Below are 26846 nucleotides of genomic sequence, written 5' to 3' on the forward strand. Positions count from 1 at the left end.
CGACGCCCGGGCTCACCGCGCCCGGCGCGTTGCCGACCACCCCCGGTGGCGGTATCGCCACCCCGGGTGCCGGGCTCAACCCGGCGCTGTCCAACCCCGGCCTGACCAGCCCGGCCGGGGTCACTCCGGGCCTCGGCGCCCCGGCGATGTCGCCGAGTGAGGTGCCGATCGATTCCGGCGCCGGGTTGAGCCCGGCACCCGGGGTGGCGATACCGCCACCGGGGGTGGTCGGCAACGCGCCGGGCGCGGTGAGCCCGGGCGTCGTCGGCGCCATCCCCGGGCTGGTCAAACCGGGACTTGTCAACCCGGGGCTCGTCATGCCCGGATTGGTCAGGCCCGTTGTGCCCAGGCCCGTTGTCCCCAGCCCCGGAGTTCCCAGGCCCGGAGTTCCCAGGCCCGGAGTGCCCAGGCCGGGACCGCCGAGACCTGGTGAGCTGGTCGTCGCACCCCCGGTCAAGGCCGGCACCTGGGGCATGTTGATCCCGAACTGCGACAAGCCCTGCGAAAGCGCGCCCATCAGCTCGCCGGGCAGGTCGCTCATCATCGCGGCCTGCTTGAACTCATGATGCTCGGGCGCCTTGTTGCCGGCGGTCGACTCGTACACAAGGAAATATGCGCAAGGACTCGCCACTGCCAGGGCGGCAACCGCGCTCATGGCTGTTGAGAGCTTGCGTCGGCGTCGGTTCGGCACGGAAGTCTCCTCTATCTGACTATGTGTTGTGTCGGCGCGCCCCACCGGTTCTGGCTGGTGGGATGCACACAAAGTCGATGGTACGAGTGGTGATGCTGTTACTAGAGTGGTGATATTGAATCGTGAGGCAAATGCGACCCGGGCTGTGATCGTCGATCCCGGGCACCCAACGGCCGTCGTCAAAAGGCCGACGCCGCTGCATGGCCTCGCCAAATGGGTTAGGGCCACGCGGTCGGATACCCTAAGCAACCGATGACCGCTCGTTTCGATCTTTTCGTCGTCGGCTCTGGATTCTTTGGACTGACCATTGCCGAGCGCGTAGCTACCCAACTCGGGAAGCGCGTCCTCGTCGTGGACCGCCGCCCGCACATCGGCGGCAACGCCTACTCAGAAGCCGAGCCGCACACCGGCATCGAGGTACACAAGTACGGTGCCCACCTGTTCCACACCTCCAACAAGAGGGTCTGGGACTACGTGCGGCAGTTCACCGACTTCACCGATTACCGCCACCGCGTCTTCGCAATGCACAACGGCCAGGCCTACCAATTCCCGATGGGACTGGGCCTGGTGTCGCAGTTCTTCGGCAAGTACTTCACCCCCGAGGAAGCCCGCAAGCTCATCGCCGAGCAGGCCGCCGAAATCGACACCGCCGACGCGCAGAACCTCGAGGAGAAGGCGATCTCGCTGATCGGCCGGCCGCTCTACGAGGCGTTCGTCAAGGGGTACACGGCCAAGCAGTGGCAGACCGACCCCAAGGAATTGCCGGCGGCCAACATCACCCGGCTGCCGGTGCGCTACACCTTCGACAACCGTTACTTCAGCGACACCTACGAGGGTTTGCCCGCGGACGGCTACACGGCCTGGCTGAAGAACATGGCCGCCGACGACCGCATCGAGGTCAGGCTGGACACCGACTGGTTCGACGTGCGCGACCAACTGCGCGCGGACAGTCCCGAGGCGCCGGTCGTCTACACCGGGCCGCTGGACCGCTACTTCGACTACGCCGAGGGCCGGCTGGGCTGGCGCACCCTGGACTTCGAACTGGAAGTGCTGCCCATCGGGGATTTTCAGGGCACACCGGTGATGAACTACAACGACCTCGACGTGCCCTACACGCGTATCCACGAGTTCCGCCACTTCCACACCGAGCGCGACTATCCGACCGACAAGACCGTGATCATGCGGGAGTACTCGCGCTTCGCCGAAGACGACGACGAGCCCTATTACCCGATCAACACCGAGGCCGACCGTGCCCTGCTGGCCGCCTATCGCGCCAGGGCGAAGTCCGAGACCGCCTCGTCGAAGGTACTGTTCGGCGGCCGGCTGGGCACCTACCAATATCTGGATATGCACATGGCCATCGCCAGCGCTTTGAACATGTACGACAACGTCCTGGCGCCGCACCTACGTGACGGCGCGTCCCTGACCGATGCCCAGAACAACGAGGAAGGCGCTCGCTGATGCGCGCCACGACAATGCAGAGCGACACGATGAGGAGTGGCGCCTAATGACTGCCGTGAGCCTGCTGTCCCGAATCATCCTGCCCCGTCCCGGCGAGCCGCTCGACGTGCGCAAGCTGTATCTCGACGAGTCGACGACCAACGCCCGGCGTGCACACGCCACCAGCCGAACGTCGCTGGAGATCGGCAGAGAGTCCGAGGTGTCGTTCGCCACCTACTTCAACGCTTTTCCGGCCAGCTACTGGCGGCGCTGGTCCATCTGTCAGTCGGTGGTGCTGCGGGTCGAACTGACCGGAACCGGCCGCGTCGACGTGTACCGGACCAAGGCCACCGGGGTGCGGATCTCGGTGGAGGGACGTCAATTCGTCGGCACCGACGAGCAGCCCGCCATCGTCGAGATCGAGGTGGCGCTCAAGCCTTTCGAGGACGGCGGCTGGATCTGGTTCGACATCACCACCGACACCGACGTCAACTTGGTCAGCGGTGGCTGGTACGCGACCGAGCCAGCCCCGGGCACGGCCAACGTCGCCGTCGGCATTCCCACCTTCAACCGCCCCGCCGACTGCGTCAACGCGCTAGCCGACCTCACCGCGGATCCGTTGGTGGACGCGGTGATCGGTGCGGTCATCGTCCCGGACCAAGGCGTCCGCAAGGTGCGCGACCATCCGGACTTCCCGGCAGCGGCCGCGGGCCTGGGCAATCGGCTGTCCATCCACAACCAGCCCAACCTCGGTGGTTCCGGCGGTTACAGCCGGGTGATGTACGAGGCGCTGAAAAATACGGACTGCCAACAAATTCTGTTCATGGACGATGACATCCGCATCGAACCGGACTCGATCTTGCGGGTGCTGGCGTTGCACCGCTTCGCCAAGTCGCCGATGCTGATCGGCGGTCAGATGCTCAACCTGCAGGAGCCCTCACACCTGCACATCATGGGTGAGGTCGTCGACCAGTCGAACTTCATGTGGACCGCCGCGCCGCACGCTGAGTACGACCACGACTTCGCTCAATATCCGTTGAGCGACAAGAACTCTCGCAGCGCGCTGCTGCACCGGCGTATCGATGTCGATTTCAACGGCTGGTGGACCTGCATGATCCCGCGGCAAGTCGCCGAGGAACTGGGCCAGCCGTTGCCGCTGTTCATCAAATGGGATGACGCCGAGTACGGTCTGCGGGCGGGCGAGCACGGGTACCCGACCGTCACGCTGCCCGGTGCGGCGATCTGGCACATGGCCTGGAGCGACAAGGACGACGCCATCGACTGGCAGGCCTACTTCCATCTGCGTAACCGGCTGGTGGTGGCGGCGCTGCACTGGGACGGCGACATCACCGGCCTGGTCCGCAGCCACCTCAAGGCCACCCTGAAACACCTTGCTTGCCTTGAATATTCGACGGTGGCAATCCAGAACAGGGCCATCGACGACTTCCTCGCCGGGCCCGAACACATCTTCTCGATCCTGGAATCGGCGTTGCCCGAGGTGCATCGGCTGCGTAAGGAATACCCGGACGCGGTGGTGCTGCCCGCGGCGAGCGAACTCGCGTCGCCGCAACACCAAAGCAAGGCGATGAAGCCACCGGTGAACCCGGTATCGATCGGCTACCGGCTGGCCCGCGGCATTCTGCACAACATCACCAAGGAGGACACGGAATCCCACATCCGGCCCGAGTACAACGTGCCGACACAGGATGCCCGCTGGTTCCGGCTGTGCACGGTCGACGGTGTGACGGTTACCACGGCCGACGGCTGCGGCGTGGTCTACCGGCAGCGGGACCGGCGAAAGATGTTCTCGCTGTTGTTCAAATCGCTGCGGCGTCAGCGTCAGTTGCTCAGCCGGTTCGGCGAGATGCGCCGGGTGTATCGCGACGCGCTGCCTGTGTTGTCCAGCAAGCAGAAGTGGGAGACGGCGTTGCTGCCAGCCGCAGAACATGCCTGACGCCGCTGCTGCAGAGGCGCCGCGCGGCGAAGTGGCCGCGCTGGTCGCCGTCCAGGCGGCATTGAGCGATCGCCCCGGGGCGCTAACGGTGGCCCGCGCCCTGTCCCACTTCGGCGAGCACAGCATCGGCTGGGTGGCCGTAGCCGCACTCGGAGCTCTGCTTTCGCCGAAGCGACGATGGGATTGGCTGGTGGCAGGGGCCGGGGCATTCGTCGCACACGCCGCCGCCGTCGTCGTCAAGCGGATCGTGCGTCGCCAGCGGCCGCATGACCCGGCCGTGGTGGTGAACGTCGGCACCCCCAGCCGGCTGAGTTTTCCTTCCGCACATGCAACTTCCACCACGGCCGCCGCCCTTCTGATGGGCCGGACCACCGGTCTGCCGTTGCCCGCGGTCTTGGTGCCGCCGATGGCGGTGTCGCGGATGCTGCTGGGAGTGCACTACCCCAGCGACGTGGCCTGCGGCATTGCCCTCGGTGCCGTCGTTGCGGCGATCGCGCGTCGCGCAGCAAAGGTCACAAGAGGTGAAGCCAAATGAGTGAGGACGTCGTGACCCGACCCCAGGCCAACCTGATCACCGGAGTGATCAAGGCGATCCGCCCCCGGCAGTGGGTGAAGAACGTATTGGTGCTGGCCGCGCCGGTGGCCGGGCTGGGCAGCGGCATTCGATACGACTACAGCCAGATGCTCACCCAGGTGGCATTGGCGTTCGTGGTGTTCAGCCTGGCGGCGTCGTCGGTCTATTTGGTCAATGATGTGCGCGATGTCGAGGCCGACCGGGAGCACCCGACCAAAAGGTTCCGTCCGATCGCGGCCGGCATCGTCCCCGAGTGGCTGGCTTACTTCTTGGCGGTGCTGCTGGGTGCGGCCTCGCTGGGCATCGCATGGCTGGTGACGCCGAACCTGACGCTGGTGATGGCCATTTACCTGGCCATGCAGCTGGCGTACTGCTTCGGCCTCAAACATCAAGCCGTCCTTGACATTTGCGTCGTGTCGTCGGCATACCTGCTGCGCGCCATCGCCGGTGGCGTGGCCACCGAAATCCCGCTGTCCCAATGGTTCCTGTTGTCAGCCGCCTTCGCGTCGCTGTTCATGGTGGCCGGCAAGCGCTACGCCGAATTGCAGGTCGCCGAGCGCACCGGCGCCAAGATCCGCAAGTCGCTGGAGAGCTACACCAGCACCTACCTGCGATTCGTCTGGACGATGTCGGCCACCGCGGTGGTGATCTGCTACGGCCTGTGGGCGTTCGAGCGCGACCACCACTCGGGGTCCTGGTACGCGGTGTCGCTGGTGCCGTTCACCATCGCGATCCTGCGCTACGCGGTCGACGTGGACGGCGGGCTGGCCGGCGAACCCGAGGACATCGCACTGCGAGACCGGGTGCTGCAGCTGCTGTTCCTAGCCTGGATCGCAACAGTGGGAGCCGCTGTTGCCTTCGGTTAGCCCCGAACTTCAGGCGCTCAAGGCGCGGATGATGCGGAGCCGGCCGGTGATCAGGCGGCCGGGCTGGCCGGTTTTTCCGTACACCACCATGGTGCGGGTCAGTCTGTGGGTCAGCGTGGCGGTAGTCGCGCTGTTGTTCGGCTGGGGGAGTTGGCAGCGGCGGTGGATCGCCGACGACGGACTCATCGTGCTGCGCACCGTGCGCAATCTGCTCGCCGGCAACGGACCGGTGTTCAACCAGGGTGAGCGGGTGGAGGCAAACACCTCGACGGCCTGGACCTATTTGATGTACGCCGGCAGCTGGGTCGGCGGCCCGATGCGCATGGAATACGTGGCACTGGCACTGGCACTGGGGCTTTCGGTGCTGGGCGTGGCGCTGCTGATGCTGGGCGCCGCGCGGTTGTATGCCCCGAGCCTGCGGGGCCGCAAGGCCATTGTGTTGCCGGCCGGGGCGCTGGTGTACATCGCGCTGCCACCGGCGCGGGACTTCGCCACGTCGGGACTGGAAAGCGGTTTGGCGCTCGCCTATCTGGGATTGCTCTGGTGGATGATGGTCTGCTGGGCGCAGCCGGTGCGCAACCGCGTGGACAACAGAGTGTTCGCCGGCGCCCTGGCCTTCGTGGCCGGGTTCAGCGTGCTGGTCCGGCCGGAGCTGGCGTTGATGGGTGGACTGGCGCTGATCATGATGCTGGTCGCGGCGCGGACCTGGCGGCACCGGGTGCTGGTCGTGGTGGCCGGGGGTTTACTGCCGGTCGGCTATGAGGTCTTCCGGATGGGCTACTACGGCCTGTTGGTGCCAGGCACCGCGCTGGCCAAGGACGCGGCCGGGGACAAGTGGTCCCAGGGCATGATCTACCTCTCCAACTTCGACGCGCCGTATGCGGTGTGGGTCCCGCTGGTGCTGCTCGTACCGCTGGGCGTGCTGCTGTTCGCGGCCCGGCGACGGCCGTCGTTCCTGCGCCCCGCGCTGGCGCCCAACTACGGGCGGTGGGCCCGGGCCGTGCACAGCCCGGCGGCGGTGGTGGCGTGGGTCCTGATCAGCGGTTTGCTGCAGGCGCTCTATTGGATTCGCCAGGGCGGCGACTTCATGCACGCCCGGGTGCTGCTGGCCCCGTTGTTTTGTCTGCTGGCCCCGGTCGCGGTCATCCCGATCGCCGTCCCGGACGGCCAGGACTATTCGCGGGAGACCGGTAACTGGGTGGCCGGCGCCGCGAGCGCGTTGTGGCTGGGTTTGGCCGGATGGGCACTGTGGGCGGCGAACTCGCCGGGGATGGGCGACGACGCCACCCACGTGACCTACTCGGGCATCGTCGACGAGCGTCGCTTCTATGCCCAGGCCACCGGTCAGGCGCATCCGCTGACCGCGGCGGATTACCTGGGATATCCGAGGATGGCGGCCATCCTGACCGCCCTCAACAACACTCCTGAAGGCGCGTTACTGCTGCCGTCGGGCAACTACATCCAATGGGACCTGGTCCCGATGCTGCAGCCGGCGCCGGGAAGCCCGCCCCAAAAGCCGCAGCATGCAGTGTTTTTCACCAACCTTGGGATGGTGGGCATGAATGTCGGGCTCGACGTCAGGGTGATCGATCAGATCGGTTTGGCGAATCCGCTTGCCCAGCACACCGAACGGCTCAAACACGGCCGTATCGGTCACGACAAGAACCTCTTCCCGGACTGGGTGATCGCCGACGGTCCGTGGGTCAAGATGTACCCCGGAGTTCCGGGCTATCTTGACCAGCAGTGGGTCGCAGAAGCCGTCGCCGCGCTGCAATGCCCCGACACCAAGGCGGTGCTCAGCTCGGTGCGTGCGCCGATGACCCCGCACCGATTCCTGTCCAACCTGGTGAATTCCTTCCGATTCACCGGTTACCGGATCGACCGGGTGCCGCGCTACGAACTCGCCCGGTGCGGACTACCGGTGCCCGAACAGATCCCGCCGCCACCGCGCGAGTAAGGGTTGCGCAGAAGAAAATTCGGCACATTCCGAGCAAATCACTGCATGTTGGTCACGAAAAAATGCCAGCAACATCACATTTGGCCTCTCACCAGCTGGCAAGGCTGGTTAAGCACATGCGAAGACAAGGCTTTTTAGACACATGTTTGAAGTGAAAACCGCTGGGTACGAGGGTTGCTCGGTGGTTGGCGGGCGCTCCTCGATGCGACCGAACGGTACAACGTGTGGTTGACTACACGAGCACTCCTGCGCTTCGCGCGGCGACGATGCGGGCCATGACGGCCCGAGGAGGAACCGGGCAACGGGTATGCGCAGGCAGTTCGACCCAATCAAGAAGCGGCCCGATCGGTGAAATGTGCCGAAAGGCCGCAAGAAGGATGAGGAAGCAAGGATGACGCTTGTCGACAGATTGCGCGGCGCCGTGGCGGGTATGCCGCGCCGGCTCGTCGTGGCGGCCGCCGGTGCGGCGCTGCTCTCGGGCCTGATTGGCGCCGTCGGGGGCTCGGCGACAGCCGGGGCCTTCTCGCGCCCCGGTCTGCCGGTGGAGTACCTGCAGGTTCCGTCTGCGGCAATGGGCCGCGACATCAAGGTTCAGTTCCAGAGCGGTGGAGCCAACTCGCCCGCGCTGTACCTGCTCGACGGGATGCGTGCGCAAGATGACTTCAACGGCTGGGACATCAACACCCCGGCGTTCGAGTGGTACAACCAGTCCGGCATCTCGGTTGCCATGCCGGTCGGTGGCCAGTCCAGCTTCTACTCCGACTGGTACAAGCCCGCCTGCGGTAAGGCCGGCTGCACCACGTACAAGTGGGAAACCTTCCTGACCAGCGAGCTACCGGCGTACCTGAACAGCGAGAAGCAGGTCAAGCCGGCCGGCAGCGCTGTCGTCGGTCTGTCGATGGCCGGTTCGTCGGCGCTGATCCTGGCCGCCTACCACCCGCAGCAGTTCGTCTACGCCGGGTCGCTGTCGGCGCTGCTTGACCCGTCGCAGGGCATGGGCCCGTCGCTGATCGGCCTGTCCATGGGTGATGCCGGTGGCTACAAGGCCGCCGACATGTGGGGCCCGAAGGAGGACCCGGCGTGGGCGCGCAACGACCCGTCGCTGCAGGTCGGCAAGCTCGTCGCCAACAACACCCGGATCTGGGTGTACTGCGGTAACGGCAAGCCGTCCGACCTGGGTGGCGACAACCTGCCGGCGAAGTTCCTGGAGGGCTTCGTGCGGACCAGCAACCTGAAGTTCAAGGACGCCTACAGCGCCGCCGGTGGGAACAACGCGGTGTGGCACTTCGACGACAACGGCACCCACGACTGGCCCTATTGGGGCGCGCAGCTGCAGGCGATGAAGCCTGAGCTGCAGTCGATCCTGGGCGCCACCCCGGGTGCGGGTCCGGCCACGGCCGCCACCGCCAACGCCGGAAACCAGGGCGCCGGTACCGGCCAGGGCACCTAACCACTCCAAGCATTACGACCAGCGGCGGGAACCTTTCGGGGTTTCCGCCGCTGGTTGTTTGCGGTATGTGTGATTTGATTCACTAACCGCGGGCGGGGGAACTACGCCGCTGGCTAATGTGCATTCAGCGACCTAGACGATGGAGGGTGGACATGACGGTCCTGCGGGGTATGTCGGCGCTTTTTCGGGTGTTTTGCCTAGCCGTGCTGGCGGCCGGACTGGCCTTCGCTTTGCAGACCGCTGGCACCGTCGGCAAAGCCAGGGCGGCGGGCTACGAAAGCCTGATGGTTCCCTCGGCGGCGATGGGTCGAGACATTCCGGTCGCCTTCCTGGCCGGCGGCCCGCACGCGGTCTATCTGCTGGACGCCTTCAATGCCGCCCCGGACGTGAGTAACTGGGTCACCGCCGGTAACGGGATGAACACGCTGGCCGGCAAGGGCATTTCGGTGGTGGCCCCGGCCGGCGGCGCCTGGAGCATGTACACCAACTGGGAGCAGGACGGCAGCAAGCAGTGGGACACGTTCCTGTCCAGCGAGCTGCCCGATTGGCTGGCCGCCAACAAGGGCCTGGCGCCGGGCGGGCACGGCGCCGTCGGCGCCTCGCAGGGCGGCTACGGCGCGATGGCGCTGGCCGCCTTCCACCCCGACCGGTTCGGTTTCGCGGGCTCGCTGTCCGGATTCCTCTACCCGTCGAGCACCAATTACAACGGCGCGATCCTGGCCGGCCTGCAGCAGTTCGGCGGCGTCGACGGCAACGGCATGTGGGGCGCCCCGCAGCTGGGCCGGTGGAAGTGGCACGACCCCTATGTGCACGCCTCGCTGCTGGCCCAGAACAACACCCGGGTCTGGGTCTACAGCCCGACGAACATGGGCGGCGACGACGCCGCGATGATCGGCCAGGCCGGCGCCGCGATGGGTAGTTCGCGTGAGTTCTATCAGCAGTACCGCAGCAACGGCGGACACAACGGCCACTTCGACTTTCCCGGTGGCGGCGACAACGGCTGGGGCTCGTGGTCGGGGCAGCTGGGCGCGATGTCCGGCGACATCGTCGGCGCCATTCGTTAGCGGTTGCTGCCGGGCTGACCCGCTCGGACGAGCCGGTACCGTGTAGGGGGTGCAGCAGGGGTCGGGAGGACCGCGTCGCTGCGATCCACTGACTCTGCTGGCAGGAGAACATGGCTAAAAGCGCGCGGCGTAAGCGTCAACGCACCCTGGCCTGGGTCGCCGCTATCTCGGTTGCCGGCGTCGTCCTGTTGGCCATCTTGGCCGCGGTGACCTTATTGCGCGGCCACCAGTCGGAGCCCAGTGCGGTGCCGCCGGGTGTGCTGCCGCCGCCCTCGACAACGTCGCACCCGCACAAGCCGCGACCCGCCTCTCAAGACGCCTCCTGCCCCGACGTGCTGCTGGTCAACGTTCCCGGCACGTGGGAGTCCGCCGTACAGGACGACCCCGCCAACCCCGTCCAATTTCCCAACGCGTTGCTGCACAAGGCGACCGCGGACCTCACCCAGCAATTCCCCTCCTCGCGGGTACAGGCGTACACCACGCCGTACACCGCACAGTTCCACAATCCGCTGAGTGGCGACCCGCAGATGTCCTACAACGCCAGCCGGGCCGAAGGCACGCGCGCGACGGTGCAGGCGATGACGGATATGAACACCAAATGCCCGCTGACCAGTTATGTGCTGATGGGCTTTTCGCAGGGCGCGGTGATCGCGGGCGATATCGCCAGCGACATCGGCAATGGCCGCGGACCCGTCGACGAGGACCTGGTGCTGGGTGTGACGTTGATCGCGGACGGTCGTCGCCAGATGGGGGTGGGCAACGACATCGGTCCCAACCCGCCGGGGCAGGGCGCCGAGGTCACGCTGCACGAGGTGCCCATCCTGTCCGGGTTGGGGCTGACCATGACCGGCGAGCGCCCTGGTGGCTTCGGCGACCTCAACGGCAGGACCAACGAGATCTGCGCGCCGGGTGACCTGATCTGCGCCGCCCCGCAGGAAGCCTTCAGCATCGCCAACCTGCCGGCCACATTGAACACCCTGGCCGGCGGCGCCGGCCAGCCGGTCCATGCCCTGTACGCAACCACGCAGTGCTGGAGCATCGACGGGGCGCCGGCCACCGACTGGACGCTGAACTGGGCTCACGGTCTGATCGCAAATGCGCCACAACCGAAACACGGATGACCGAGGCGATGGGACACAAGCCTCAGGTAGCGGTTGCCGGTGGCCATCAGCGGTACCTTGTGATTTGGTCTGCCGTAGGCAGCCCCGCTACATTAAGAGGAATTTAAGAGCTATCGGACCTTCGTCGCGCACTCAGTCGGGGTCGATGCCGGCTGGGCGGCACACGGCCGGCGTTCCCCATCGGGTGCCGTGCGAGGTCCGGTGCGCATGCGTAGACATGAAACGGTCGGCATAGCCGGCTGAAAAACGAAGCCGTCGGCGCAGCCGACCAAGGAACAAAGCGTCGGCCGAGCCGACCGAAAACAGGTGCGACAGGAGAGCGGCATGCCCTACCACAACCCGTTCATCGTGAACGGCAAGATCAAGTTCCCGGACAACACCAACTTGGTCAAGCACGTTGAGAAATGGGCCAAGGTTCGCGGCGACAAGCTCGCCTACCGGTTCCTGGACTTCTCGACCGAACGTGACGGCGTCGCCTGCGACATCTCCTGGTCGGAGTTCAGTGCCCGCAACCGCGCCGTCGGCGCCCGGCTGCAACAGGTCACCCAGCCCGACGACCGCATCGCCGTGCTCTGCCCACAGAACCTGAACTACCTCGTCGCGCTCTTCGGCGCGCTGTACGCCGGCCGGATCGCGGTGCCGCTGTTCGACCCGAGCGAGCCCGGCCACGTCGGTCGCCTGCATGCCGTGCTCGACGACTGCACCCCGTCGACGATCCTGACCACCACCGAGGCCGCCGAGGGCGTCCGCAAGTTCATCCGCGCCCGGTCGGCCAAGGAGCGCCCCCGCGTCATCGCCGTCGACGCGGTGCCCAACGAGGTCGCGTCGACCTGGGAGCCGCCCGAGGCCACCGAGAACACCATCGCCTACCTGCAGTACACCTCCGGCTCCACCCGCACCCCGACCGGCGTGGCGATCACCCACCTGAACCTGCCCACCAACGTGCTGCAGGTGCTCAACGGCCTGGAAGGCAAGGAGGCGGACCGCGGCCTGTCCTGGCTGCCGTTCTTCCACGACATGGGGCTGATCACCGCGCTGCTGTCGCCGGTGATCGGGCACAACTTCACCTTCATGACGCCGGCCGCCTTCGTGCGCCGGCCCGGCCGGTGGATCCGCGAGATGGCGCGCAAGCCCGAGGATGCCCCGGACTGCGAAGTCATCACGGTGGCGCCGAACTTCGCGTTCGAGCATGCGGCCGTGCGCGGGGTGCCCAAAGAGGGCGAGCCGCCGCTGGACCTGAGCAACGTCAAGGCCATCCTGAACGGCAGCGAGCCGGTGTCGCCGGCGTCGATGCGCAAGTTCTACGACGCGTTCTCGCCCTACGGCCTGCGCGAGACTGCGATCAAGCCGTCCTACGGCCTGGCCGAGGCGACGCTGTTCGTCTCCACCACGCCGATGGACGAGGCGCCGACCGTCATCCACGTCGACCGTGATGAGCTGAACAAGCAGCGTTTCGTCGAGGTGCCCGCCGATTCGCCGAAGGCCGTTTCCCAGGTTTCCGCCGGCGTCATCGGCGTCGACGAGTGGGCCGTCATCGTCGACCCGGAGACCGCGAGCGAGCTGCCGGACGGTCAGATCGGCGAGATCTGGCTGCACGGGAACAACCTGGGCATCGGCTACTGGGGCAAGGAAGAAGAGACCAACGACGTCTTCCGCAACATCCTCAAGTCGCGGATCAGCCAGTCGCACGCCGAAGGCGCCCCCGACGACGGCATGTGGGTCAAGACCGGCGACTACGGCACCTACCACAAGGGCCACCTCTACATCGCCGGCCGCATCAAGGACCTGGTCATCATCGACGGCCGCAACCACTACCCGCAGGACCTCGAGTACTCGGCGCAGGAAGCCAGCAAGGCGCTGCGCACCGGTTACGTGGCCGCCTTCTCGGTGCCGGCCAATCAGCTGCCCAAGGAAGTGTTCGACAACCCGCACGCCGGCATCAAGTACGACCCCGACGACGGCTCCGAGCAGCTGGTGATCGTCGCCGAACGCGCCCCCGGGACACACAAACTGGACTACCAGCCGATCGCCGACGACATCCGGGCGGCCATCGCGGTGCGCCACGGCGTGACCGTCCGCGACCTGCTGCTGGTGCAGGCCGGAACCATTCCGCGTACCTCCAGCGGCAAGATCGGGCACCGCGCCTGCCGCGCGGCTTACCTCGACGGCAGTCTGCGAAGCGGCGTCGGCTCCCCGACGGCCTTCGCCAGCTCCACTGACTGAATCTCGAAGGACCATGGCTGACACTGAGCACCCCGAAAACCACACCCCGGGCCCTGACGGGGAGGTGCCCGCCACACCGCCGGCCACACCGCCCGCTAAAAAGACCGACATGACCGTGCCCGAGATGCGCGAATGGCTGCGCAACTGGGTGGGCCGGGCGGTCGGGAAATCTCCCGACGACATCGACGAGTCGGTGCCGATGGTCGAGCTGGGCCTGGCGTCGCGGGATGCGGTGGCGATGGCCGCCGACATCGAGGACATGACCGGTGTCACCCTGTCGGTCGCGGTCGCCTTCCAGCACCCGACCATCGAGTCGCTGGCCACCCGAATCATCGAAGGTGAGCCCGAGGTCGCCGATGACGAGCTCGACTCCGCCGACTGGACCCGTACCGGTCCGGCCGAGCGTGTCGACATCGCGATCGTGGGTCTGTCCACCCGGTTCCCCGGCGACATGAACTCCCCGGACGAGACCTGGGCGGCGTTGATGGAGGGCCGCGACGCCATCACCGATCTGCCCGAGGGCCGCTGGTCGGAATTCCTCGAGGAGCCGCGCATCGCCGAGCGCGTCGGCACCGCCCGCACCCGCGGCGGCTACCTCAAAGACATCAAGGGCTTCGACTCGGAGTTCTTCGCGGTCGCCAAGACCGAGGCCGACAACATCGACCCGCAGCAGCGGATGGCGCTGGAGCTCACCTGGGAAGCGCTCGAGCACGCCCGCATCCCGGCCTCGAGCCTGCGCGGCGAGTCCGTCGGCGTCTACGTCGGCTTCTCCAACAACGACTACCAATTCCTGGCGGTCTCCGACCCGACCGTCGCGCACCCGTACGCGATCACCGGCACCGCCAGCTCGATCATCGCCAACCGGGTGTCCTACTTCTACGACTTCCGCGGCCCCTCGGTCGCGCTGGACACCGCCTGCTCCAGCTCGCTGGTGGCCACGCATCAGGCGGTGCAGGCACTGCGCAACGGCGAGTGCGACGTCGCGGTCGCCGGTGGTGTCAATGCGCTGCTGACGCCGTTGGTGACGCTCGGCTTCGACGAGATCGGCGCGGTACTGGCCCCCGACGGCCGGATCAAGTCGTTCTCGTCGGACGCCGACGGTTACACCCGTTCCGAGGGTGGCGGCATGTTCGTGCTCAAGCGGGTCGACGACGCCCGCCGCGACGGCGACCAGATCCTGGCCGTCATCGCCGGCAGCGCGGTCAACCACGACGGCCGGTCCAACGGCCTGATCGCCCCCAATCAGGACGCTCAGGCCGAGGTGCTGCGCCGGGCGTACAAGGACGCCGGCATCGATCCGCGCACCGTCGACTACATCGAGGCGCACGGCACCGGCACCGTGCTGGGTGACCCGATCGAGGCGGAGGCCTTGGGCCGCATCGTCGGTCGGGGCCGTCCCGCCGACCGTCCGGCATTGCTGGGCGCGGTGAAAACCAATGTGGGACACCTGGAGTCGGCGGCGGGTGCGGCCAGCCTGGCCAAGGTGGTGCTGGCCCTGCAGCACGACAAGCTGCCGCCGTCGATCAACTTCGCCGGGCCGAGCCCCTACATCGACTTCGACGGCATGCGGTTGAAAGTCATTGACAGCGCCAGTGATTGGCCGCGTTACGGCGGCTACGCGCTGGCCGGCGTGTCCAGCTTCGGCTTCGGTGGGGCCAACGCGCACCTGGTGGTGCGTGAGGTGCTGCCCCGCGACGTCATCGAGCGCGAAGAGCCGCAAGCTCAAGTCATCGCGCCGGCGGACGCGGGCGAGGAACCGGCCGCTGCGGCCACACTCGAAAGCCACTCGCTGCGGTTCGACGACTTCGGCAACATCATCCCCGACGCTTCGGCGCCCGAGGAGGAGGAATACGAGCTTCCGGGCGTGACCGACGAGGCGTTGCGCCTCAAGCAGATCGCACTGGAAGAGCTTGCCGCACAACAGGAATCCGAGCCGACCAAGCCGCTGATCCCGCTCGCGGTGTCGGCGTTTCTGACGTCGCGCAAGAAGACCGGCGCCGCCGAACTCGCGGACTGGATGGAAAGCCCGGAGGGGCAGGCGTCTTCGCTGGAATCGATCGGCCGGGCGCTGTCGCGGCGCAACCACGGCCGCTCGCGCGCGGTGGTGCTGGCCCACGACCATGAAGAGGCCATCAAGGGCCTGCGGGCGATCGCCGAGGGCAAGCAGCGGCCGAACGTATTCAGCACCGACGGGCCGGTGACCAGCGGGCCGGTGTGGGCGATGGCCGGTTTCGGCGCGCAGCACCGCAAGATGGGCAAGAACCTGTACCTGCGCAACGAGGTCTTCGCCGAGTGGATCGAGAAGGTCGACGCGCTGATCCAGGACGAGCGCGGTTACTCGGTGCTCGAGCTCATCCTCGACGACTCGCACGAATACGGCATCGAGACTTCCAACGTCGTCATCTTCGCGATCCAGATCGCGCTGGGTGAGCTGCTCAAGCACCACGGCGCCAAACCCGCTGCGGTCGTTGGTCAGTCGCTCGGTGAGCCCGCGTCGGCCTACTTCGCCGGCGGTCTGTCACTTGCGGACGCCACCCGGGTGATCTGCTCCCGCTCGCACCTGATGGGCGAGGGCGAAGCGATGCTGTTCGGCGAATACATCCGGCTGATGGCGCTGGTGGAGTACTCGGCCGACGAACTCAAGACCGTGTTCGGTGATTTCCCCGGCCTGGAGGTGTGCGTCTACGCCGCACCCAGTCAGACCGTGATCGGCGGTCCGCCCGAGCAGATCGACGCGATCGTCGCCCGCTGCGAAGCGGAAGGCCGCTTCGCCCGCAAGCTGCAGACCAAGGGCGCCGGTCACACGTCGCAGATGGATCCGCTGCTCGGCGAATTCTCCGCGGAACTGCAAGGTATCGCGCCGATGAGCCCGACCGTCGGAATCTTCTCGACGGTGCACGAGGGCAGCTACATCAAGCCCGGTGGCGAGCCGGTCCACGATGTCGCCTACTGGGTCAAGGGAATGCGGCATTCGGTCTACTTCACCCACGGCATCCGCAACGCCGTGGACAGCGGCCACACCACGTTCCTGGAGCTGGCGCCCAACCCGGTCGCCCTGATGCAGATCGGCCTGACCACCGCCGCCGCGGGTCTTCATGACGCCCAACTGATTCCGACGCTGGCCAAAAAGCAGGACGACGTCGAGTCGATGATCTCGGCTATGGCCCAGCTCTACGTCCACGGCCACGACCTGGACATCCGCACCTTGTTCAGCCCCGCGCAAGGGGCCCCAGGACCTGAAGATTTTGCGAACATCCCGCTGACGAAGTTCAAGCGCAAAGAGCACTGGCTGGACGTGCACTTCTCCGGCGACGGCTCGGTGATCATGCCGGGCACCCACGTCGCGTTGCCGGACGGCCGGCACGTCTGGGAGTACGCGCCGCGTAACGGCGAAACGGATCTGGCCGCATTGGTGAAATCTGCTGCGAAACAAGTGCTTTCGGACGCACAGTTGGTGGCGTCGGAGCAGCGCGCGGTGCCCGGCGCGGGTGCGCGGCTGGTGACGACCATGACCCGGCACCCGGGTGGCGCCTCGGTTCAGGTGCACGCCCGCATCGACGAGTCCTTCACTTTGGTCTACGACGCGCTGGTGTCCCGGGCCGGTCAAAGTGTGGCCGCGCTACCGACCGCGGTGGGCGCGGGCGCTGTGATCGCCGCTCCGACCACGACCGCCGCGCCTGAGGCGGCTGCTGCGTCCCGGGCGCCGGCCGAGGAGTCCGACGCCGAGACGCTGTCGGACAGCCTGACCAACCGCTACCTGCCGTCCAGCGTGGGCCGCTGGACACCGGATTCCGGGGAGACCATCGGCGAGCGGCTGGGTCTGATCGTGTCGGCGGCCATGGGCTACGAGCCCGAGGACCTGCCCTGGGAGGTGCCGCTGATCGAGCTCGGCCTGGACTCGCTGATGGCGGTGCGGATCAAGAACCGCGTCGAATACGACTTCGACCTGCCGCCAATCCAATTGACGGCGGTGCGCGACGCCAACCTGTACGCCGTCGAGAAGCTGATCGAGTACGCGATCGAGCACCGCGACGAGGTCGAGCAGCTGCACGAGCACCAGAAGACGCAGACACCCGAGGAGATCGCCAGGGAGCAGGCCCAGCTGCTCAGCGGGGCAACGCCGGCATCGGCGGCCGCACCCGCACCGGATCCGCAGGCGGAGCCCGAGACGCAGCCGGGCCCGCCGCCTTCGGACGCCACCATCCCGCCGCCGCCGACCGACCCGTCCGGTCCGGCGACCAACGGTGGCCAGCCGAACCTGGCCGGAGCGCTCAGCCAGGAGGCGGTCGCCAAGGCACTGAATTCCGATGTGCCCCCACGCGACGCCGCCGAGCGGGTCACCTTCGCCACCTGGGCGATCGTCACGGGTAAGTCACCGGGCGGCATCTTCAACCCGCTGCCCAAACTCGACGAGGACACCGCGGCCAAGATGGCGCAGCGGCTCTCGGAGCGCGCCGATGGCACCGTCACCGCCGAGGACGTCTCGACGTCGGACACCATCGAGGCGCTGGCCGAGAAGGTCCGGCAGTACCTGGAGGCCGGTCAGATCGACGGCTTCGTCCGCACCCTGCGGGCACGCCCCGAAGGCAGCACCAAACCTGCGGTGTTCGTGTTCCATCCGGCCGGCGGGTCGACCGTGGTCTACGAGCCGCTGCTGAAGCGGTTGCCGGCGGACACTCCGATGTACGGGTTCGAACGCGTGGAGGGCACCGTCCAGGAGCGGGCCGCCCAGTATGTGCCGAAGCTGTTGGAGATGAACGAGGGCAAGCCGTTCATCCTGGCCGGGTGGTCGCTGGGCGGTGCGCTGGCGTACGCGTGCGCGATCGGGCTGAAGCGGGCCGGGGAAGACGTGCGGTTCGTCGGGATGATCGACACGGTGCGCGCGGGCGAGGAGATCCCCCAGACGCAGGAGGAAACCCGCAAGCGCTGGGACCGGTACGCGAAGTTCGCCGAGCGCACCTTCAACGTCGAGATTCCGGCGATCCCCTACGAGCAGCTCGAAGAGCTCGACGATGAGGGCCAGGTCAAGTTCGTGCTGGATATCGTCCAGCAGAGCGGCGTGCAGATCCCGGGCGGCATCGTCGAGCATCAGCGGACGTCCTACCTGGACAACCGGGCGCTCGAAACCGTCGAGATCGAGCCGTACGACGGCCACGTCACGCTCTACATGGCCGATCGCTACCACGACGACGTCATCCAGTTCGAGCCGCGGTACGCGATCCGCAAGCCCGACGGCGGGTGGGGCGAGTACGTGGCCGATCTCGAGGTGGTGCCGATCGGTGGCGAGCACATCCAGGCCATCGACGAACCCATCATCGGCAAGGTCGGTGCTCACCTGGCCGACGTGCTGAATAAGGTGGAGGCCGAAACCAGTCAGACGAGTGAGGTGGGCAAGTAGTGACGGAGATGGCGCCAGCTCCCATCCAGCACACCACCGCCGAGAAGCTGGCCGAGCTCTACGCTCGCCTGGAACTGGCCAAAGAGCCTGGTGGCGAGAAGGCCGTCGCCAAGCGCGACAAGAAGGGCATCCCTAGCGCCCGCGCCCGCATCCACGCGCTGGTCGACCCGGGCACCTTCCTGGAGACCGGTGCGCTGGCCAAGACGCCGAACGACCCGAACGCGCTCTACGGCGACGGCTGCGTCACCGGCCACGCCATGATCGACGGCCGACCGGTCGGGGTGTTCTCCCACGACCAGACGGTGTTCCAGGGCACGGTGGGCGAGATGTTCGGCCGCAAGGTGGCCAGGCTGATGGAATGGTGCGCGATGGTCGGTTGCCCGATCGTCGGCATCCAGGACTCGGGTGGCGCCCGTATTCAGGACGCGGTCACCTCGCTGGCCTGGTATGCCGAACTGGGCCGCCGGCACGAGGCTTTGAGCGGGCTGGTGCCGCAGATCTCCCTGATCTTCGGGAAATGCGCTGGGGGAGCGGTGTATTCGCCGATTCAGGACGACCTGTTGGTGTCGGTGCGTGATCAGGGGTACTTCTTCGTCACCGGGCCGGACGTGATCCGTGAGGTCACCGGCGAAGACGTCACCCTCGACGAGCTCGGCGGCTCCGACGCGCAGGCCCGCAACGGCAACATCCACCAGGTGGTGGACTCCGAGGCCGAGGCGTTCCAGTACGTGCGCGACTTCCTGTCCTTCCTGCCGTCCAGCGCCGTCAGCGAACCGCCGATCGTCAACCCGGGCCTCGAGCCGGAGACCACCCCGACCGATCTGGAGCTCGACTCGATCGTGCCGGACTCCGACAACATGGCCTACGACATGCACGAGATCCTGCTGCGGATCTTCGACGACGGCGACTTCCTCGACGTCGCCGCGCAGCACGGGCCGGCCATCATCACCGGCTTCGCCCGGGTCGACGGACGCCCGGTGGGCGTGATCGCCAACCAGCCCATGTACCTGTCCGGGTCGATCGACAACGAGGCCTCCGACAAGGCGGCGCGGTTCATCCGGTTCTGCGACGCGTTCAACGTCCCGCTGGTGTTCGTGGTGGACACACCGGGCTTCCTGCCGGGTGCCGAGCAGGAGAAGAACGGAATCATCAAGCGCGGCGGACGGTTCCTGTACTCCGTCGTCGAGGCCGACGTGCCGAAGGTCACCATCACCGTCCGCAAGTCCTACGGCGGCGCCTATGCGGTGATGGGTTCTCGGCAGCTGACGGCGGACTTCAACTTCGCCTGGCCGACCGCGCGCATCGCGGTGATCGGCGCCGAGGGGGCAGCGCAGCTGCTGATGAAGCGGTTCCCCGACCCCACCACCCCCGAGGCGCAGCAGATCAAGAAGGACTTCATCGAGGGCTACAACCTCAACATGGCGATCCCGTGGACGGCCGCCGAACGCGGGTTCATCGATGCGGTCATCGACCCGCACGAGACCAGGCTGCTGCTGCGCAAGTCGATGAAGCTGCTGCGCGACAAGCAATTGTGGTTCCGCACGGCGCGCAAGCACGGGCTCATCCCGATCTAGTCCGCACCTAGAGTCGCAGCGCGCCGTCCAGCAGTTCGTCGAAGCGCTCCAGCGCTTCGTCGGAGTCGGCGTCTATCCCGCGCAGCGCCCCGCGATCGGCCAGATACCGCTGCGCGTAGAGCCGTGCGACCAGTGCCTTGCGCTCGCTTCCCCGGCTGGCGCGCTCCCACGCGGCCTGCTCGATGAGCAGCGCACCGGCATAGACGTCGCCCATGAATTGAGTCAGCGGGAACAGCCGCGCCTCGGCCATCTGCTTGTCCAGCTTGGCCCATGCGGTGATCGCCGCGTCAAGATCCTCGATCCGCCCGGCAACCAACCGGGTGGCTTCGTTGTCGTCGGCGACCGACACCGCGTCGCGCAGCCTCGCCAGCAGCGTCTCGTGCGCGCGGGTCTGCTCGATGCCGCGCCGCACGTCCAGGCAGAGGATGTTGTCGGGGCCCTCCCAGATGGTGTTCACTTGGGCGTCGCGCAACAGCCGGGCCACCGGCCACGTCTCGATATAGCCGTTGCCGCCGTGGATTTCGATCGCATCCGAGGCCGCGGTGATACCCAGCCTGCACACCTTGAGCTTGGTGACCGGCACCGCGATGCGTTGCCGCATGTTGCGCGGCTGACGATGGTTGGTGGCGCCGGTGCCGTCGAATACCAGCGCCTGCGCGGCCTCGACGTCGACGATCAGCTCGGCGAGCTTGCGCCGCATCAGCGGCTTGTCGATGAGTGCGCCGCCGAACGCACTGCGTTGCCGGGCGTAACACAGCGATTCGACCAGGGCCCGTCGCGCATTACCGAGCCCGAACAGCGCGATGCCCAGCCGCGCGGCGTTGGTCAGCTCCATCATGCGGCCCAGTCCCTTGCCATCCGACGGCCCCGCGTCGGCGTCGGTGGGCTCGCCGGACAGCAGAAACGCTTCGGCGTCGACGAACTCGACCTCGCCCGAGGCCACCGAGCGGGTGCCGAGTTTGTCCTTCAGCCGCCGGACCCGAACGCCGTTACGCGAGCCGTCGCGGCGGGTGCGCAACACCAGGAAGTTGGCGACGCCACGCGAAGAGTCCGGTGCGCCTTCGGGTTTGGCCAGGACGACAAAGGCCTCCCCGGCGCAGTTGGACGCAAACCACTTGAAGCCGTTCAACAACCACGAATCGCCGTGGCGGGTCGCCGTGGTTTCCAGCGCTCCCAGATCGGAGCCGCCGGTGCGTTCGGTCAGCAGTTGTGCGGTCTCGCCGGCCCACTCACCGGAGGCGAATTTGGCCAGCACGTGCTCGGCCACATCGGCCGGCGCATAGGCGGCCACCAATGACTGGACCATGCCGCCACCGGTGCCCAACGCGCACCCCATCCCGATATCGGCTTGGTTGAGAAGGTAATTCGACGCGAACATGGTGAGTGAGGAGCTCACCTTCGCCGCGCGTGCTTCGGTTCGCAGCGCCCGTTGGGCATCCAGGACCGCCCGCTTGGACTGCGTGAAGGAGGCCGGCATGATCACCTCGCTGACGTCGTGCCCCCATCGGTCGTAGCGCTGCAGCTGCGGCGGGTTGCGGTCGGTCTCCTCGGCCCATCGCGCCACCGGGCCGCCCATCAGTTCACCCATCTGCGTCAAGTGCCGCTCAGCCAGCTTCAGCTCTTCGGGGTTCAGGTAATACGCCATGGTGAATTGCAGGGTGGGGTCGGTGAGGTACCAATTGAGCCCCACGGCCCCCCGGTAGTTCTCCGTCGCGTAACGCTGCGATTTCTCGTCGGTGGAAAACGGCAGCCGGTCCACCGCCTCTACGGCGTAGTCGCTCATGGGTGGGACGCTACGCGCCGAGCCGATTGTCACGCAGTAGCGCGTAGCGGACGCCTGCGGCGATTCGGGTCCGGGCCGGATCTTGCACCTGAACCGGCGCGAGCCCGCAGTGCCTCGCGATTGGTGATCACAACGGTCTTGCCTTCCAACAGGATCCACCCGCGCGTTGTGAAACCGCGCAGCGCCTTGTTCACCGAAACCCGGTCGGCGCCCACGAGTTGGGCTATCTCGTCCTGGCTGAGTTCGTGGGCAAGCCGCAGGGCGCTGCCCTCGCGGGTGCCGAAACGACGGCCCAACACCAGCAGCTGGCGGGCGACCCGGGCGGCGACATCGCTGGACACCATTTCGACAAGTCGTTGTTCGGTGTGCTGGAGTCGCCGGGTCAGCGCCCGCAGCAGCTGCTCGGCGATTGCCGGCTGTTGCGCCATCCACGCGCGCAGGGTGGCCCGATCCCACCACATCGCCCGCACGTCGGTGATCGCCGTGGCGGTGCAGGAGCGGGGGCCAGGATCGAAAACCGCCAGCTCGCCGAAGATGTCGGTGGGGCCGATGACCGCCCGGACACTGCTGCGGCCCGCGGCGCCACAAATGCTGATCTTCACCGTGCCTTCGACGATCAGATAGACCCGATCTCCCGGTTCACCCTGCGTGAAAATCGTTTCGCCGGAAAGGAACTCGCAGATACGTAGCCGGGGGTGCTCGGCACTGTGGCCGGATGCAGTGGTCACGAAAATCCTTCTTGTCAGGTCGGCGGGGCGGCGAGGAAGACCAGACGGAAATTGCCGACCTGGAGCACATCGCCGTTGGTCAGCACCGCGGAGTCGACGGCCGCGCGGTTGAGATAGGTGCCATTCAGGCTGCCCAGGTCGACGACGCGGAATTCGCCGTTCTCGCTGCGGAATTCGGCGTGTCTGCGACTGACAGTGATGTCGTCGAGGAAGATATCGCTGGCGGGGTGCCGACCGGCGTTCATCACCGGCTGGTTCAACACGAACCTCGCGCCCACGTTGGGCCCCCGTTTCACCACCAGCATCGCCGACCCGCGGGCCAGCGTCGCCGCGGCTTCGGCGACCGCCGATGTGGTGTCCAGCTCCTCGTGCACGTCGGCACGCAGCAGCGCGCCGATGTCGCCGGTGGCTTCATCCGCGGCAATCCGCTGCTGGCTTGTGTCTCCGTGTGGCGCCGACACCGCTCCCTTTCACCAGGCTTCCTCGGATACCTCCATCGCAACAGTTGACGTGTGCGTCAAGATAGGGACTGAAGTCCCTGTTTCGCGGGGGCTGCTGTCCTGGGATACCCGTTTGGGGCGGGTTATGACCCCACCGGCACCACGAACTCGGAGGTATAGAACTCCGCCGGGTTTTGCGAGTTTGCATTCGGCCGCTCGATGATCACCCAAACGCCTGTCGTGCCCGGGCGAATGTTGTCGACCACGGTTGCCGTTCCGTTCCCCGCGCCGTCGGTGACCATGCTGGTAAAGGCGGTGCCCGGGTCGCCGGGCCCGCAAGTCGATGAGGACGGACGAGGTTCTTCGATTAGCCCGACGTCGAAATGCATGCCCGGTTCGGGGGCATCGACTAGATGCACGTCGGCGACGGCCTTGGACCCGCTGGTATGGACGACGGCCGAGCCCGTGCCGAGCATCGGGCTGGGAACTTTAGGGGCGATGGTCACCTTGCTGAAATCACAACGCCGCAAATAGGTGTCGAAAACGACGGTGGTGCCGCCCCCTTCGGCGGCCGCCGTACCGATGGCCAGGCTCGCGACCGGGATCACCACGGCCGGGCAAATTCCTAGGCGTATCAGCGTCTGCATGGGGACTCTTTTCCGTCGTGTGAACCGGATCACAGCGGAATAAGTATTGACCCGCAATTGGCCGAATTAAACCTTTAGCGGCTAATTACTCAAACGTTAATTCTGCGCCTTATTCCACCGGTGAGTAATTACGGCGTAACGCCATTTGAATATCCATTGCAAAACGACGTTTTTCGCTTACAACTACGGCTTGATGCGGATTTGCCCGGGCGACCACCAACCGGTGCGCGTCGCGGTGCCCAGATCGAGCTGGGCGGGGTGCGCATCGGCGACGGTGTCGAATTTGCGCAGCGATCCCCAGTCCCGGCCCCAGTCGTTGGACAGGTACGTCGACATCACATGCGCCCGCAGCAACAGGTCGGTGATGCCCAGCAGGCCGCCGTTGACGCCGTCCTGCCATGTGTCGGTGTCCTGCTTCTTGGCGTTGTAGTCCGGGGTGATACGGAACTTCGGGATCTCGGTGACCCCGTTGGCGTGCAGCATCGGATGCTGGCACGGGAAAGCCAGCCCGACCGCCCAGTCCATCAACACCGGTTGCTTCGAACCGACGTACTCCTGCAACGAGCGCAATTCCGGTACTCGCGGCGGGGTCAGCGCGACCCAGTCGTCCGGCGTCAGCGACAGATCCTCGGCGACCACCCGCACCGCGAACGCGTCGGCGGGCATCTGGGAGCGCGCGAAACGCAGGTTGCGCCACACCTTGGGCTGCTCGCCGTAGAGGTCGTACGGTACCAGCCGGCCGCCCGGCTGCATGGCGCCCCCGGGACCGGGCCTGCCGAATTCCAGCTCTACGGTCTGACCGCTGGTGTGGCCGTGCAGGATGCTGTTGCCGGCGATGGTGCCCGCGGCGGTCACCACGACCAGCGGGTGTCCGTCATCGAGCTTGGGCAGCTGGTACCAGGCCGAGGTCAGCCTGCTCTGCTGTTGCGCGCCGGTGGTGTAGCTGCCGGCCACCGGCACCCGGCTGGGGTCGAGGCCATACGGCAGCGGCATCGTCGAGCCGTTGACGCCCGGAGCCTTCAGCTTGGTCGGTGCATCCCAGTCGTAGTCGGTGCCGGGCTGCGGCACCTCCGTCTCCTTAATCGACTCGGCCAGGGTGCGGTCCGGTACGCCGTTGGGCGTGAATCCCGTTGGGCTGACGCCACCCAAGGGCCCGAGCGGGCCGAAGTTGTCGGGCAGGGCCGCCATGAAGCCGGCATTGCTGTCCGGCTCGACGAGCACGTCGTCGGCCAGCCCACAGCCGCCGCTGAATTCGCGCAGGTTATCCCAGGCGTTGGAGTAGGTGGGGTATTGGCGAACGATGCCGGCCACCATCGAGGCGATGAACACCAGCGCCATGAAGCCGGCCGCGAGGGGAATAGGCGCGGCCGTCAGTGCCCGCGCCAGTCGTCCTTCGCCACGGTTCCTCGGCGCGAAATGCAGATACGCCGCGTACAGCACCACGATCACGAACAGCGCGAAAAAGACTGTGCTGATGCTGATCCCGTGGAACCTCGGCATCACGTTGTTGAACGGGACGCCGAAGCTCGACACGTACCACCAGCCGTTCGTGGTGGCGAAACACAGCGCCAGCACGAACAACAGCGCCGCCAGGAATGCCATCCGGTTGCGCGACCAGCGCAAGATCTCGTGTGACACCAGCACCGTCGTCAGGGCGGCCATCGCCGCGCCCACCGCGGCGAACAGCCCGAAGTGGTGCACCCACTTGGTAGGGGTGAACATCAGGAAGAACATGGTGCCGAAGATGACGCCCATCAGCCGCCAGGCCGGCCCGCGTGCTACACCGGGAATTCGCTTGCGCCGCAACATGATAAATACGGCCGTGAACAGACACAGCGCCGCGATCAGGAACCCGAAGCGCCGTGACAGCGAGCCGTCTACGGTGGGCAGAATCAGGTAGTAGTAGCGCAGGTTTTCGGTGTACCACGCCTGACTGGGACCGATCGCGGTGCGAATCCTGGTGGCTTCCAACACCGTTGACAGCGTCTGATCGGCGAACACCACCGTCAGGATGACCGTGCCGGCGGCCAGCATCGGCGCCACCAGCGGCCAGGTGCCGACCAGGCGATGGCGTTTGACCAGAATGCGCAGGATCGGGCGGCCGCCGGCGACCAGCGCGGCCACGGCGATCAATCCGGTCGGCTGCACCCCGAGGGTGAATGCGGCGGTGATGACCGCCAGCGCCGCGGGCGTCAGCCGGCTGTAGCGCATCGAGCGCTCGATCAGCACATAGGTGATCAGCGACCCGACCGCGATGATCGGTTCGGGGCGCAGCCCGTTGTCGAACGGCATCCAGGCCGTCAACAGGACCATGCCCGCCGCCCAATTCGCCGCCTTGCTCTTGGCCACCGCGGGCCCCAGCCGGGGCAGCACCTCGCGCGAGAGCAGCAGCCAGCACACGATTCCGGCGAGCAGGTCTGGCAATCGCATCCACAGGCTGGCGTCGGTGACGTGGGTCATCAGCGCCAGCAGGTTGTAGTACCAGCCGAAGGGGTCCTCGGGGCTGCCGAACCAGCGGAAGTAGTTCGACATGTAGCCGGCGCGGTCGGCGACGCGGGCCATGCCCAGGATGTAGCCGTCGTCGGACGAGTTCGCCCCGATCACATGCCACAGCACGAAGCCGGAGATCACCGTGACGTCGGCGAGGGTGAACGTTCGCCAGTTCGTCGGGATGAGCCGGCGCATCCGGTGACCGTCTAGCTGGTCGAGGCGCCACAGCGCGACGAGCGCGACGATGGTGGACACGATGGCCAGCACCATCGCGACCAGTTTCAGCGTCGTCGGGGTGGTGGAGAACCGGGTGTCGATGGTCGCGGACAGCCTCAGATCCGCTGGGACCGGCCCGCTCAGGTCGGTGAACACCCCGACGATCTGTGGCCGCAGGTTCGGGTCGGGGAAGCCGCCGCCGAGCGGTTTGCCCGCCGGATCGTTAAGCC

At 66.8% G+C, this 26846-nt stretch carries 17 protein-coding genes; 11 read left to right on the forward strand and 6 right to left on the reverse strand.

All coding sequences use genetic code 11. The features are described from left to right. On the reverse strand, positions 1 to 691 hold a 691-nt coding region (locus A5625_RS03020), incomplete at its 3' end, for a PirG (protein ID WP_232003379.1). A gap of 252 nt (positions 692 to 943) precedes the next feature. Between A5625_RS03020 and glf the strand changes: the two genes are divergently transcribed. From glf to A5625_RS03075, 11 genes are all read left to right on the forward strand, one after another. Continuing rightward, positions 944 to 2152 carry a UDP-galactopyranose mutase gene (gene glf, locus A5625_RS03025; RefSeq protein ID WP_066988918.1) on the forward strand — a complete coding sequence of 403 codons (1209 nt, stop codon included), beginning with the start codon at positions 944 to 946 and terminating at the stop codon, positions 2150 to 2152. Positions 2153 to 2198: 46 nt separating this feature from the next. Beyond that, positions 2199 to 4085, forward strand: a complete 1887-nt coding sequence (locus A5625_RS03030; RefSeq protein ID WP_066988920.1) for a glycosyltransferase — start codon at positions 2199 to 2201, stop codon at positions 4083 to 4085. Next, complete coding sequence (locus tag A5625_RS03035) at positions 4078 to 4620, forward strand: phosphatase PAP2 family protein (RefSeq protein WP_197515944.1); 543 nt, start codon at positions 4078 to 4080, stop codon at positions 4618 to 4620. The genes A5625_RS03030 and A5625_RS03035 overlap by 8 nt, the downstream gene beginning before the upstream one ends. Continuing rightward, a complete protein-coding gene (locus A5625_RS03040) occupies positions 4617 to 5525 on the forward strand; it encodes a decaprenyl-phosphate phosphoribosyltransferase (protein ID WP_066988922.1) in 909 nt (302 codons plus the stop codon). The genes A5625_RS03035 and A5625_RS03040 overlap by 4 nt, the downstream gene beginning before the upstream one ends. After that, positions 5512 to 7482, forward strand: a complete 1971-nt coding sequence (gene aftB / locus A5625_RS03045; protein WP_304441880.1) for a terminal beta-(1->2)-arabinofuranosyltransferase — start codon at positions 5512 to 5514, stop codon at positions 7480 to 7482. The genes A5625_RS03040 and aftB overlap by 14 nt, the downstream gene beginning before the upstream one ends. 391 nt (positions 7483 to 7873) lie before the next feature. Continuing rightward, positions 7874 to 8932 (forward strand): diacylglycerol acyltransferase/mycolyltransferase Ag85A, encoded by a 1059-nt coding sequence (gene ag85A / locus A5625_RS03050; protein ID WP_066988944.1) that lies wholly within the window; start codon positions 7874 to 7876, stop codon positions 8930 to 8932. A gap of 161 nt (positions 8933 to 9093) precedes the next feature. Further along, the gene (locus tag A5625_RS03055) at positions 9094 to 9996 is read left to right on the forward strand and encodes an esterase family protein (RefSeq protein ID WP_066988946.1); all 903 of its coding nucleotides are present in this window, start codon (positions 9094 to 9096) and stop codon (positions 9994 to 9996) included. Between the two features lie 110 nt (positions 9997 to 10106). Then, complete coding sequence (locus tag A5625_RS03060; protein WP_066988926.1) at positions 10107 to 11117, forward strand: cutinase family protein; 1011 nt, start codon at positions 10107 to 10109, stop codon at positions 11115 to 11117. Between the two features lie 324 nt (positions 11118 to 11441). After that, positions 11442 to 13340, forward strand: a complete 1899-nt coding sequence (gene fadD32, locus A5625_RS03065) for a long-chain-fatty-acid--AMP ligase FadD32 (protein WP_066988927.1) — start codon at positions 11442 to 11444, stop codon at positions 13338 to 13340. Between the two features lie 109 nt (positions 13341 to 13449). Next, entirely contained in the window at positions 13450 to 18738 is a 5289-nt protein-coding gene (gene pks13 / locus A5625_RS03070) for a polyketide synthase Pks13 (RefSeq protein ID WP_197515945.1), read from the forward strand. Between the two features lie 8 nt (positions 18739 to 18746). After that, positions 18747 to 20312 (forward strand): acyl-CoA carboxylase subunit beta, encoded by a 1566-nt coding sequence (locus A5625_RS03075; protein WP_156747885.1) that lies wholly within the window; start codon positions 18747 to 18749, stop codon positions 20310 to 20312. 7 nt (positions 20313 to 20319) lie between these two features. Here A5625_RS03075 and A5625_RS03080 read toward each other — a convergent pair whose 3' ends face one another. The 5 genes from A5625_RS03080 to A5625_RS03100 form a co-directional block, all read right to left on the reverse strand. Continuing rightward, positions 20320 to 22095, reverse strand: coding sequence for an acyl-CoA dehydrogenase family protein (locus A5625_RS03080; protein WP_066988934.1), 1776 nt, complete (start codon positions 22093 to 22095; stop codon positions 20320 to 20322). A gap of 29 nt (positions 22096 to 22124) precedes the next feature. Then, entirely contained in the window at positions 22125 to 22823 is a 699-nt protein-coding gene (locus A5625_RS03085; protein WP_232003381.1) for a Crp/Fnr family transcriptional regulator, read from the reverse strand. 14 nt (positions 22824 to 22837) lie between these two features. After that, positions 22838 to 23284 (reverse strand): FHA domain-containing protein, encoded by a 447-nt coding sequence (locus tag A5625_RS03090; protein WP_066988936.1) that lies wholly within the window; start codon positions 23282 to 23284, stop codon positions 22838 to 22840. A gap of 122 nt (positions 23285 to 23406) precedes the next feature. Then, positions 23407 to 23910, reverse strand: coding sequence for a hypothetical protein (locus A5625_RS03095; protein WP_066988938.1), 504 nt, complete (start codon positions 23908 to 23910; stop codon positions 23407 to 23409). A 183-nt stretch (positions 23911 to 24093) separates the two neighbouring features. Further along, positions 24094 to 26846 (reverse strand): arabinosyltransferase domain-containing protein (locus A5625_RS03100; protein WP_066988940.1); only part of this gene is annotated, 2753 nt, incomplete at its 5' end.

This window comes from Mycobacterium sp. 1465703.0, from assembly GCF_001672975.1.
Taxonomy (GTDB): domain Bacteria; phylum Actinomycetota; class Actinomycetes; order Mycobacteriales; family Mycobacteriaceae; genus Mycobacterium.

Coding starts and splice junctions, on each gene's coding strand:
- A5625_RS03095 (WP_066988938.1), bottom strand. CDS start 23,910: ATGCAGACGCTGATACGCCTAGGAATTTGCCCGGCCGTGGTGATCCCG.
- A5625_RS03040 (WP_066988922.1), top strand. CDS start 4,617: ATGAGTGAGGACGTCGTGACCCGACCCCAGGCCAACCTGATCACCGGA.
- fadD32 (WP_066988927.1), top strand. CDS start 11,442: ATGCCCTACCACAACCCGTTCATCGTGAACGGCAAGATCAAGTTCCCG.
- A5625_RS03075 (WP_156747885.1), top strand. CDS start 18,747: ATGGCGCCAGCTCCCATCCAGCACACCACCGCCGAGAAGCTGGCCGAG.
- A5625_RS03060 (WP_066988926.1), top strand. CDS start 10,107: ATGGCTAAAAGCGCGCGGCGTAAGCGTCAACGCACCCTGGCCTGGGTC.
- pks13 (WP_197515945.1), top strand. CDS start 13,450: ATGACCGTGCCCGAGATGCGCGAATGGCTGCGCAACTGGGTGGGCCGG.
- A5625_RS03035 (WP_197515944.1), top strand. CDS start 4,078: ATGCCTGACGCCGCTGCTGCAGAGGCGCCGCGCGGCGAAGTGGCCGCG.
- A5625_RS03080 (WP_066988934.1), bottom strand. CDS start 22,095: ATGAGCGACTACGCCGTAGAGGCGGTGGACCGGCTGCCGTTTTCCACC.
- ag85A (WP_066988944.1), top strand. CDS start 7,874: ATGACGCTTGTCGACAGATTGCGCGGCGCCGTGGCGGGTATGCCGCGC.
- A5625_RS03030 (WP_066988920.1), top strand. CDS start 2,199: ATGACTGCCGTGAGCCTGCTGTCCCGAATCATCCTGCCCCGTCCCGGC.
- glf (WP_066988918.1), top strand. CDS start 944: ATGACCGCTCGTTTCGATCTTTTCGTCGTCGGCTCTGGATTCTTTGGA.